General features: G+C 41.1%; 9 protein-coding genes. 7 read left to right on the top strand and 2 right to left on the bottom strand.

The window, feature by feature from the left end; all coding sequences use genetic code 11:
• Positions 1–51: 51 nt before the first annotated feature.
• Both ACFG4S_RS18325 and ACFG4S_RS18320 read right to left on the bottom strand, forming a co-directional pair.
• Positions 52–831 (bottom strand): MBL fold metallo-hydrolase, encoded by a 780-nt coding sequence (locus tag ACFG4S_RS18325; RefSeq protein ID WP_392530464.1) that lies wholly within the window; start codon positions 829–831, stop codon positions 52–54.
• A 63-nt stretch (positions 832–894) separates the two neighbouring features.
• Positions 895–2,592: an S-layer homology domain-containing protein gene (locus ACFG4S_RS18320; protein WP_392530463.1), complete on the bottom strand. Its 1,698-nt coding sequence runs from the start codon at positions 2,590–2,592 to the stop codon at positions 895–897.
• A gap of 256 nt (positions 2,593–2,848) precedes the next feature.
• Between ACFG4S_RS18320 and ACFG4S_RS18315 the strand changes: the two genes are divergently transcribed.
• The 7 genes from ACFG4S_RS18315 to ACFG4S_RS18285 all read left to right on the top strand — a co-directional run bounded on the left by ACFG4S_RS18315 (position 2,849) and on the right by ACFG4S_RS18285 (position 11,828).
• On the top strand, positions 2,849–3,742 hold the full coding sequence (locus ACFG4S_RS18315; RefSeq protein ID WP_392530462.1) for an alpha/beta fold hydrolase: 894 nt from the start codon (positions 2,849–2,851) through the stop codon (positions 3,740–3,742).
• Positions 3,743–4,044: 302 nt separating this feature from the next.
• The gene (locus ACFG4S_RS18310) at positions 4,045–5,103 is read left to right on the top strand and encodes a serine/threonine protein kinase (RefSeq protein WP_392530461.1); all 1,059 of its coding nucleotides are present in this window, start codon (positions 4,045–4,047) and stop codon (positions 5,101–5,103) included.
• A gap of 653 nt (positions 5,104–5,756) precedes the next feature.
• Positions 5,757–7,166: a nicotinate phosphoribosyltransferase gene (locus tag ACFG4S_RS18305; RefSeq protein ID WP_392530460.1), complete on the top strand. Its 1,410-nt coding sequence runs from the start codon at positions 5,757–5,759 to the stop codon at positions 7,164–7,166.
• Between the two features lie 84 nt (positions 7,167–7,250).
• The gene (locus tag ACFG4S_RS18300; protein WP_392530459.1) at positions 7,251–7,850 is read left to right on the top strand and encodes a nicotinate-nucleotide adenylyltransferase; all 600 of its coding nucleotides are present in this window, start codon (positions 7,251–7,253) and stop codon (positions 7,848–7,850) included.
• A complete protein-coding gene (locus ACFG4S_RS18295) occupies positions 7,811–8,557 on the top strand; it encodes an NUDIX domain-containing protein (RefSeq protein ID WP_392530458.1) in 747 nt (248 codons plus the stop codon). The genes ACFG4S_RS18300 and ACFG4S_RS18295 overlap by 40 nt, the downstream gene beginning before the upstream one ends.
• A gap of 121 nt (positions 8,558–8,678) precedes the next feature.
• Positions 8,679–10,427, top strand: coding sequence for an NAD+ synthase (locus ACFG4S_RS18290; protein ID WP_392530457.1), 1,749 nt, complete (start codon positions 8,679–8,681; stop codon positions 10,425–10,427).
• Between the two features lie 507 nt (positions 10,428–10,934).
• Positions 10,935–11,828 (top strand): peptidoglycan-binding protein, encoded by an 894-nt coding sequence (locus tag ACFG4S_RS18285; RefSeq protein ID WP_392530456.1) that lies wholly within the window; start codon positions 10,935–10,937, stop codon positions 11,826–11,828.
• The last annotated feature ends 151 nt before the right edge of the window (positions 11,829–11,979 follow it).

Raw genomic sequence — 11,979 nt, 5'->3', positions numbered from 1 at the left:
CACAGAGTTTTCAAATTACGGAGTGGGGCTTGTATCGCTTTAAGCCAAACATTAGATAGCTAATGCTCGTTTTTTTAATGGTAGTTCAAAGCGATCGCCTGGTTTTGGCTCAAGCACCTGGGTCGAAAGATTGTTCTTCTCTAGCAACGAACGAAATTCTTCACCACTTCCTTTAGTCTGAATCAGTTTCATCAACAATCCCTCAAAGACTATATCTCCACCAGCCGCAGTCGGTAATATGACTTGAGGTTGTAACGACTTGACTACTTCCAACGAACTGTTTTTGCCTTTAATAATTGGCCCAAGCAAAGGTAGGGTCATGTCAATAAACGGTGTAATCACTACATCAATAGGTGCAGCTTGCTGAAGTTCTGGAGAATGATACCCATGAGGTTCGTAATATACAGTTAAACCACTGTCAAAATCTTTCAGGAGATAACTATTTTCTACCAGAGTCGGACCAATGGGAGAGCCGGGAAAAGCCTTGATTTCAACTTGATTATCTAAAGTGAAAGTTTCACCATGAGCCAATACTGTTACTTGGGTGTAACCTAATTGCTGTACTACCTTGGCTGCATTGGGAGAAGCTACAACCTTAATGCTGTGGTCGAGTAGCTTCAGAGTTGGTGGGTGAGCATGGTCTTCTAAACCTTGAGACAGCAAGATTAAATCGATATTATCTGGTATGGGGCGATTTTGCGATCGCGAACCTTTAAATAACCAATCCAAATTGCTGAAAATTAACGAACCAACGAGCCAAGGGTCAATTAATATGCGTTTTCCGCCAATTTCCAGCAGCCAACTATTGCTGTCTAACCAAGTTAAGAACATAAAATTTTGTGAAGATAACGCCTATCTTCATTATGAATCGTGTTAAGTTTTTTTGCGTATATTTTACCTACCCGGAGTGCGTCCACCTTCATCGTTACTGCCACCGTGGGGATGAGAATTGCCTGGGTCACAACCCTCAGAACCATTACCAATACCTTGGTTGCAATGGCGACGCACTTTAACTTTATTATTTTGCCCCGTTGGAGTTTCAGTATGCCCTTCAACTGCAATTTGCTGCTGTTGTTGGACAACAATATACTCTGAGGAGATATTTGCTACCTTTCCAGTGCTATATAGTGCTTGATATAGCAAAGCAGACACTTCAGACCTGGTTGCCACCCGTTCAGCATTGAGCAAATTCGCGTTGGGATAGTTGACAACTACACCATGTTGTGTTATGCCAGCAACGAGACTACGATATTCACTACGAATAGTACTTGCATCGCTGTAAACAGATAAAATCCCATCCGTGGAACCACTGGCTTGATAATTTAAACTCTTGGCTAACGCTACCAGAATTTCGAGGCGAGAAAGGTTTTGAGTAGGGTTGAAATCCTTACCAACACGGGTGTTTAAAAAGCCCATTTGGTAAACATTCTTGATGGCATTGTAACCCCAGTATTGATTTGAGACATCCCTAAAAGCAATCCCTTGGCGAATTTTGCCCTTTGTAAAAGCTTTATGCAGCATTGACGCAAACTCCGCACGAGTTACCGGTGCATCGGGGCGGAAAGTTCCATCAGGAAAACCTTCAAGAATTTTCATTGCAGCCAATTCGTCAATAAAATCTTTAGCCCAGTGGTTTGTGGAAACATCAGAAAAGTTAACCTGGGCAATGGGAGATACCCCAACTTGGCGATAATTCGTCAGCAGTTGATTAATATCGTAGCTAGAGTTATCGCTGACTTCAGTCACCTGCACCAATCTACCAGGAGTAACTCGCAAAACCTTTGCCAAGTCGGAACCAAAAACACTAATAAACGACTGGCGCACTAAAGCAAAATCCCCTTGGGTGAAAGATAGGGGATAAACACTAGTTGCGGGAATTTTTGACAAACCTACTCCTTGGAACTGACTACCTTGGAAGGTTTGGGAACTACTCAAGAAAATAACACGTTGGTTCCTGACTTGGGTAAAGTAGTCGTAGGTGGTAGTACTTGGGTCAATATTGCCATTTTGGTCAGCATCAACACCATAAACAGTCCGAACGACTTGGTATTCTGTAGGTTTGGCTGACAAAATCAGATTAACTGTGGTATTTTGCGATAAACATTCAAACTCGCTGTAGCCAATAAAACGCTTTTCAACATCATACAATCGCACAACAATGCGATCGCCAGTTTTTAACCCCTTAGCAAATTTTGCTTTTTGGTTAATTTTGTACTTATAATCACCCAAAAAGCGCTCTTTTAAATAGCCATTGTCACTTTTACTCTTGAGAGAAATCCGCGCAATCACCTCTGACAAATTACCAGATGGTTGCCAAATAGCAAGGCTAAAACCTATTTTTTTCGATTTTGCCGAAACCTTACTAGTATTTATTTGACTTTGTGTAATTACAGTTTGCCGTTGGAGAGTAATATTACTTTCCTTATCAGCTAAAACTTTTTGCTCAGTGGAATTATCAGATATTTGGGCGACGATGGTAGAAAACCCTGAACTTGCATAGGCAGAAGCTATTGGCAAAAATATTACCACAGAGGTTGCAGCCAGAAAAAATTTGCTCAAATGAGCAAAGTTACTTTGATTTGTGTATTTCATCTCACACTACCATTCGTCTAAAAAGTCAAAGGGATATTTCACATCCTTGACTTATTAATCCCTTGGAGTAGATGAAGCTAACATCTATCGGTGCTGAGAGAAAGTTACAGCCTTTTTCAGATAAATGAGGTACATAGGTAGGGGCACAAAAATATTGTGCTGTTACGATAATCTCCACCTCACTCAGTTGCAATCTGCTGTATGAGGTCACAGAACATTAAAATATATTTAAAGAAAGACTTTACGAATCTTAATAATGACTATAACCACACAGCAGCTTGCAACCCAAGACGCCTTTGAAAAACTGATTTGGACTTGGCAGGGTTACAAAATTCAGTACACTGTTATGGGCACAGGACGCCCTCTGGTACTAGTTCACGGCTTTGGTGCTTCCATTGGACACTGGCGAAAAAATATCGCCGTTCTGGCAAATGCTGGCTACCAAGTTTTTGCTATAGACCTTTTAGGTTTTGGCGGTTCCGATAAAGCACCTATTGATTACAGCGTAGAAGTTTGGGTAGAACTGCTGAAAGATTTCTGCACAGCACATATAGACGAACCTGCTGTATTTATTGGCAACTCCATCGGCGCACTTTTGAGTTTAATAGTACTGGTGGAACATCCAGAAATTGCTGCTGGCGGTATTTTAATTAACTCTGCGGGTGGGTTGAGTCATCGTCCCCATGAATTGAACCCACCACTACGAATGGTGATGGCAGCTTTTAATCGGTTTGTACGATCGCCAATTACAGGTAAATTTGTCTATAACCGCATTCGCCAAAAAGCCCAAATTCGCCGTACCCTCTACCAAGTTTACCGCGATCGCCAAGCCGTCACCGATGAATTAGTCGATTTACTTTATACTCCCTCTTGCGACCCAGGAGCGCAACAAGTCTTCGCCTCCATTCTCACAGCGCCTCCTGGTCCAAGCCCAGAGGAACTATTACCCAAAGTCGAACGTCCTTTATTGGTAATTTGGGGTGCCGACGATCCTTGGACACCAATTACCGGGGCTAAGATTTACGAAAAGGCGCGTGAGAATGGCAAAGACATCAAAATAGTTCCCATTCCCAATGCCGGTCATTGTCCCCACGATGAAGTTCCAGATGTTGTCAACGCCCAGATTATCCATTGGTTAGGACAAAATTAATCATTTTGCATTTAGATGGGCAGTGTGTTGTAAAATTTCCCAAAGTCGAAACAACTAAGCTGATGCGGGTCTAAAGTATTCAGGTAAATGTACACATTAAATGCGTAACAGCTTAGCTTTGCAACAAAAATACACTGCCCGTTGAAGAGACTTCAATGTGACATTAAACCAACTGTTGATCGCCAAAAACAACTTTGTGTCTATGCACGACGAGTAAGGTAAAAATGCAGTTAACAATTTGGATGAGTCCCTCTTATTTTTGAATTCCATCTTGATAAAATCAAACTCATGTGGTGTGTGTAATGGAGCTTGATCTACATAATGGACATAAAGGGGGAATTCCCTTAAATCACCATCCAGATTTTTCCCAACAAGGGTATCAAGTCATCAGCGAATTAGCACGCAACGAAGAAGAGGGACGCATTACTTACCTAGCTAATGTCCTCAACTCTAACCAACAAGTGGTAATTAAAGAGTTTTGTTTTGCCCGTGTAAGTGTTGATTTGTCAGGTGTGAAAGCCTATGAACGCGAAACTCAAATTTTACAAAAACTAAATCACTCTCGGATTCCTCACTACGTAGATTCCTTTGAAGTGCCAGGCTTTTTTTATATAGTGCAGGAATATAAAAATGCCCCACCATTAAGTTCAAAATGTAGCTTTCATCCTGAAGAAATTAAACAAATTGCTTTATCAATCTTAGAAATTTTAGTTTATTTACAAAAGCAAGTCCCTCCAATTATTCATCGGGATATTAAACCAGAAAATATTTTGATTGATGAGCAACTAAATGCTTATCTAGTTGATTTTGGTTTGGCTAAGGTACAGGGTGCGAAAATAGCTCTTAGCAGTTTTGTAACAGGAACTCCAGGCTTCATGCCGCCAGAAGAACAGCTTGGTTATCCCCTCACTGAAGCGTCAGACTTATATAGTTTAGGCGCAACACTGATTTGCTTACTTACTAATACCCGTTCTGTTGATATTCGTAAGTTAATTGATGATAATTATCGCTTTAATTTCTATAAATTATTTCCCAAAATCAGCCCCCGTTTTGAGTCGTGGTTGATGAAAATGTTGGAACGCAATCGAAAACATCGCTATGCTAATGCAGCTATTGCTTTGGAAGCACTTAAAACAATTGAGGTTTTTGGTAATGGCACTGGGATAGATAATTTAGTTAGAGCAATCAAACCGATAAAACGAGCTACTTTGTTAGGTCTAGCTACTATTTTTACCCTGGCTACTTTGGGTGCTACTTTGATGAGTTGTCAGCCTGGTAGTACAGTCAGGCAATTGCTGGAAAGCAGAGAATGTCAAGACTTTGATGCCAATGCAAGTTGTGAAGAAAAAACTGAATATTAACCTTATATTCCAATACGATTCAGTTAATACCAATTTAACGTGAATTTGCACATATCTTGATCCCCCTAAATCCCCCTTAAAAAGGGGGACTTTAATAGATGTTTTTCTGGTTCCCCCCTTCTTAATGGGGGCTAGGGGGGATCGAATTATATGCAGCTTCATAAAAAATTGGTATAAGGTTAAAAATTTTTATCAAATACGTTCTATTGGTATCAGAAATTATCCTTATTTAGCAAAAGCAATTGAAGCAGCTTTTAATAAAGATCCTTCTCACAAGATTGGAGGAAGGGGTTGAAAATATAGCAAGATTCTCTAGGGTGGGCAAATTTTTAGTTCGTGCAAGATATCTAAATGATATAGGACTCATATTTGTCATATTTGATTTTTGAACAAAATTCACTACACCTTTATTCCTTCTTCCCAGTCCCTTACCTCTACGAGTGATTCAGAAATCAAATCGGATTGCTATATCCACCTAATTATTAATAGCTATTACTATTAAAAAATATTAAGTATTCTATGAAGCTAGTATTAATATAGTTGTGAATCTACTGCTCTACAGTAGTCTCAGAAATATATCCGCTAGTAGTTGACATTATTTATGGTAAATATTACCATAAATAAAAGAAGCGTTCTTGTAAGGAAGCTCTGGTATGACAACTTTCGCAGATTTGGACTATGTACATAAACAGCAAGCCCAGCATAATCAGGCACTAAACCTCTGTGCTGATGACTACAGCTTACTGACAGACCTTTACCAGTTGACGATGGCTGCTTGTTACACAGGTGAAGGTATAGAAGAACGACGGGCAAGCTTTGAGTTGTCTGTCAGGCGCTTGCCAGAGGGTTTTGGTTATTTGATTGCAATGGGGCTAGCCCAAGCATTGGAATATTTAGAAAAATTTCGCTTTAGTCCATCGCAAATTGCAGCATTACAAGCGACGGGAATTTTTGCCCAAGCAAGCGATCGCTTTTGGTCACTATTAGCCCAAGGAAAGTTTACCGGCGACGTTTGGGCAGTCCCAGAGGGAACGGCTGTGTTTGCCAATCAGCCACTTCTTAGGGTAGAAGCGCCGCTTTGGCAAGCACAACTAGTAGAAACTTACTTATTAAATACGATTAATTATCAGACTTTGATTGCTACAAAAGCAGCCCGATTGCGGGATGTAGCGGGGGAATCAGCAACACTTTTAGAATTTGGCACCAGACGGGCATTTAGTCCCCAGGGGTCTTTGTGGGCGGCGCGGGCGGCGTTAGCAGGTGGGTTAGATTCCACCTCTAATGTGTTAGCAGCGCTACAACTGGGACAAAAGCCTAGTGGTACGATGGCTCACGCCCTGGTGATGGCGCTGTCAGCCATCGAAGGCACTGAAGAACAAGCTTTTAGTGCATTTCATCGATATTTTCCGGGTGCGCCATTGTTGATTGATACTTATGATACTGTTGCTGCTGCCCAACGCTTAGCCGAAAAAGTCAATTCCGGGGAAATGCAATTAACAGGAGTGCGCTTGGACTCAGGAGATTTAGTTACCTTATCAAAACAGGTGCGATCGCTTCTTCCTAGTGTGCCAATTTTTGCTAGTGGCGACTTGGATGAGTGGGAAATTGCCAGACTCAAAGCCGCTGGGGCTGAAATTGATGGTTACGGATTGGGGACGCGATTAGTTACAGGTTCCCCCGTAAATGGAGTCTATAAACTTGTAGATATTGATGGCATCCCAGTCATGAAGCAGTCGAGTGGGAAGATAACTTATCCAGGGCGCAAGCAGATTTTTCGCTCCTTCGCAGGAGGTAAGGTAAAAGCTGAGAGGCTGGGACTTTTAGGCGAAAGTTCCCCAGAAGAAAAACCTTTGTTGCAGTTGGTAGTACGGGAGGGTAAACAGTTGCAACCGTTAGAGACGTTGGAAACAATTCGTCAGCGGACTGCTGCCTCAGTTGCCAGTTTGCCACAACAAACACGGCGTTTAGATAGTCCTGTGCCTGTAGAAGTAGAAATTTCTAGCAAACTGCAAGAGTTGACAGAAGAAACTAAGAAATGTAGACGCAACAGCGGCTTGCTGTAGGCTACCGCAGAGGCGCTGAGTACACAGAGGCAATAATTACTCTTTCGGTATGTCTTAATTACGAACTACGAATTACGAATTATTATGAGAGTTGCTTTGTTTGGAACTAGTGCCGATCCACCAACAGCTGGACATCAAGAAATTCTGAGTTGGTTGTCTGAGCGTTATGATTGGGTAGCGGTTTGGGCAGCGGATAATCCATTTAAGTCCCATCAAACACCTTTAGAGCATCGGGCGGCAATGCTGCAACTATTGATTGCGGATATCGATGCACCACGGCACAATCTTGCTTTGGAACAAGAACTGAGTAGCTTGAGAACCCTGGAAACAGTAAAAAAAGCGAAATTGCGTTGGGGTGATAACGCTGAATTAACATTGGTAATTGGTTCAGATTTACTCAGTCAGCTACCACGTTGGTATAGGATTGAAGATTTGTTACAGGAAGTGCAACTATTGGTTGTACCGCGACCGGGATATGCAATAGATGATTCTAGTTTAGAGGTAGTGCAACATCTGGGAGGCAAAATTGCGATCGCTAGTTTAACTGGTCTAGATATTTCCTCAACAGCCTTCCGTGAATATGGAGATTCTCAAGCCCTCACACCCCCTGTAGTTGCTTATATTAATCGAGAGCATTTATACGAATGCCAGGACGCCAGCAAAAAAAGATTTCAACTTCGTTAAACCAACAACCTTTGGCCGATTTCAAGGTTGGTGTTGATAATGTAATTTTTTCTGTAGATACTGCACAAAATCGGCTGTTAGTTCTGTTAGTAATGCGACAGCAAGAACCATTTTTAAATCATTGGAGTCTTCCCGGTACTTTGGTGCGTCCAGGTGAGTCTTTAGAAGATGCTGCCTATCGCATTATGGCAGAGAAAATTAAGGTCAACAATCTTTATTTAGAACAACTATATACCTTTGGAGGTCCAAATCGCGATCCACGAGAAGCTACCGATAGTTATGGTGTACGTTATCTATCAGTTAGTTATTTTGCCCTTGTGCGATTTGAAGAAGCCGAATTAATCGCCGATCGCGTAGCTGGCATAGCTTGGTATCCAGTCAAACAAGTGCCACAATTAGCTTTTGACCATAATGAAATTATGACCTATGGACACAGGCGTTTGCGAAATAAATTGGAGTATAGTCCAGTGGCTTTTGAAGTCCTGCCAGAATTGTTTACTTTGAATGATTTATATCAGCTATACACCACAGTTTTAGGTGATAACTTTTCCGATTATTCTAATTTTCGGGCGCGTTTACTCAAGTTAGGTTTTTTATCCGATACCGGAATTAAGGTATCACGGGGTGCTGGTCGTCCAGCGAGTTTGTATAAGTTTGACGCTGAAGCTTTTGCACCCTTGAAGGATAAACCTTTGGTGTTTATTTAATGAGGGAGATGACTGTTGACTGTTGACTGAGGAGTTATTATTCGTCCCTCTGCTCGTCAGTCTCCGATCTCCCCATTCCCAATGATTAATGACTAATGACAAATAACAAATAACAAATAATATGAAAATTGCGATCGCTCAAATTAATCCCATAATTGGTGACTTGCCAGGAAATGCCCAAAAAATCCTGGAAGCGGCACAACGCGCTGCATCTGGCGGTGTACGTTTGTTGCTAACACCAGAACTTTCTCTGTGTGGCTATCCACCAAGAGATTTATTACTAAATCCTAGTTTTGTAGAAGCTATGAACATAACTTTACAAAACTTAGCTCAGGATTTACCACCAAATTTAGCTGTGTTGGTAGGAACTGTTGAACAAAATCTTAACGCACATATTAATGGCGGTAAAACTTTATTTAACAGCATAGCTTTGCTAGAAAATAGCAAAATCAAGCAAGCTTTTCACAAGCGACTTTTACCAACTTACGATGTATTTGATGAACGTCGTTATTTTGAAGCAGGATTAGAAGCTAATTATTTCACCTTAGATAATATAGATATTGGCGTCACTATTTGCGAAGATTTATGGAACGATGAAGAATTTTGGGGCAAGCGTAGTTATACAGTAAATCCCATTGCTGACTTAGCAACTCTGGGTGTAGATTTAATTGTGAATTTGTCGGCTTCACCCTATACTTTCGGCAAGCAACAGCTTCGGGAAAAAATGCTGAAGTATAGCGCAGTCCGTTTTGAAAAACCAATTATTTATGCTAACCAAGTTGGCGGAAATGATGACCTAATTTTTGATGGTCGGAGTTTTGCTTTGAATCGTCAAGGTGAAATTATGTGTCGCGCCCGTGGTTTTGAAACTGATTTATTGGCGGTTGAATTTGACGAAGCAGTGCGAGATTTGCAGTTGAGTTATCTCGCAGCTGTATATGAATCAGAAGATGAAGAAATCTGGCAAGCTTTAGTTTTGGGAGTGCGAGATTATGCCCGTAAATGTCGCTTTTCTAAAGTAGTTTTGGGCTTAAGTGGTGGGATTGATTCGGCGCTAGTAGCAGCGATCGCCACTGCTGCACTTGGTCAAGAAAATGTCCTCGGTGTTCTGATGCCTTCGCCTTATAGTTCAGAACATTCTATTAGTGATGCTTTGGCATTGGCTGAAAATCTGGGAATGAAAACTGATACTTTACCAATTGGGCAGTTAATGCAAGGCTTCGATCAAACCTTAGCCAATTTATTTGCAGGTACAGAATTTGGATTGGCAGAGGAGAATATCCAATCCCGGATTCGGGGTAATTTATTAATGGCGATCGCTAATAAGTTTGGCTATCTTCTCCTATCTACTGGTAACAAGTCAGAAATGGCAGTTGGTTACTGTACTCTCTACGGTGATATGAATGGCGGTTTAGCAGTAATTGCAGATGTTCCCAAAACCCGCGTTTATTCACTTTGTCAGTGGTTAAATCGTAATAACGAAATCATCCCCCAAAATGTCTTGACTAAGGCACCCAGCGCCGAACTCAAACCAGGTCAAGTAGATCAAGACTCGTTACCACCTTACGAGATACTAGACGATATCTTGCAACGACTGATTCACCATCACCAATCAGCAGCCCAAATTGTCGCAGCTGGTCATGATTCCCTGATTGTAGACCGAGTAATTCAGATGGTGGCGCGAGCTGAATTTAAACGGCGACAAGCACCCCCCGGCTTAAAAATTACCGATCGCGCCTTTGGAACTGGTTGGCGAATGCCAATAGCGAGTAATTGGGTTGCTGTCAAAAATGCTTACCCAACTCAAACCATACCCACACCAACCTTAGTCTGTTCGGATGCACAAGATGCTCATCCCCAAATTAACTAATAGTCTGTCAACTTGAAATTGATAGGTTGAGGTAGATGGGGGGACGCGGGAACAATTTCCCTCACAGCGTCACTCCATCCATACGTTTTGTTTCCTCACCGCAAATTTTTCACTGTCCATTTATCAAGACGTTCCATTAGCTGCCAAAGAATGTTTTTCACATCTTCAACTACAACTTTATTGGATAATTTATTTCTTGGAATTCCCTAAGTACAATCATATAAATTTTTGTGCTAATACCAATTTAACGTGAAGTTGCACATATCTTGATCCCCCTAAATCCCCCTTAAAAAGGGGGACTTTAATAGATGTTTTTCTGGTTCCCCCCTTCTTAAGGGGGGCTAGGGGGGATCGAATTATATGCAGCTTCATAAAAAATTGGTATAAATCATAAATTAATAGTAAAAAATTTAAAAATCTATGACATCTCAGAGTATTGTTTCAAACAATATCAGTCTTGAAAATGATGTTTATACTTAGAAGTAAGTAAATAAAGCCAGGTGCATAATGAAACTACAAGATTTCTTGGGAAAAAATGAGAAATGGGGATTTGAGGCGATCGCTAAAGACCCAGAATTAACTCATCAGATTCAAATACTGTTAATTGGCTTAGGTTTGCTCGATTCTCCTGCTGATGACCAGTTCGGCCCAGTTTCTGCCGCAGCCCTCAAAAAATTTCAAGAATTAATGAAGATTGGAGAAAGTGACTTTTTAGGAACAGTCACAGCCAAAGAACTGATTGAGACAAAACCAGAAGATCTTCCTACACCTCCCTTAAAACTTGGTAATGACGTTGCCAGCAAGATTGTGAAATACATGCAGGCAAAAAACTATGAGGTATTCACTAGTCCCAAAGAATACAACATCGTTTATTTAGAAGGAGTAAATGAAGACTGGACTCTTAACCAAGACACACCCAATCAATTCAACGATCGCCGTATTGTCATTGAAGTAGTAGACGGTATCCCCAAAATTGTCAATCACTGGCAAGCCACTACAGAACCAGGCCGCTGGTATACTTATAATCCAATGAATCCTGGAGGTGCCGCTAGAATTAAATTTGGGCAATACAAAGCTTGGGCGGTTGGCATACACGGCAATTCAGAACCTCACGAAGCTTTAGTCCAAGTTGCACCCATCACTGTTTACCGAGATTTTAATAAAGATTTTCAACGGATTGGCGACAAACTTGATACAGGTATTTTTGCAGTAAATCAACATTACGGTTATGATGCTCCTGCAAATGATATCAAGAATGCTAGTGCAGGGTGTTTAGTAGGACGCAGACGCGAGGGACACCGAGAGTTTATGGCAATAGTTAAACAAGACCGTCGCTATCTAGCTAATAAAAATTATGTTTTTTACGCCACAGTCATTCCTGGGGATGACTTATTGAAGTAGTTAACTTCAGCCCGGCGGTTTCTAACCGCCCTTTTAAGACTTAGATAATAAAATACTGGTGTTGCTCAATATTGTGGCTGATACCAATTTACGAAATTATTGATACAAATCACTTCCTCTGCTTGCTCATGTGTATCCTTTTTTAAGTGAA

Origin of the sequence: Nostoc sp. C117, assembly GCF_043099735.1 — a bacterium.
GTDB lineage: Bacteria > Cyanobacteriota > Cyanobacteriia > Cyanobacteriales > Nostocaceae > Nostoc.
The sequence above is the reverse complement of the archived record's forward strand: the minus strand, read 5'-3'. Positions and strand labels throughout refer to the sequence as shown.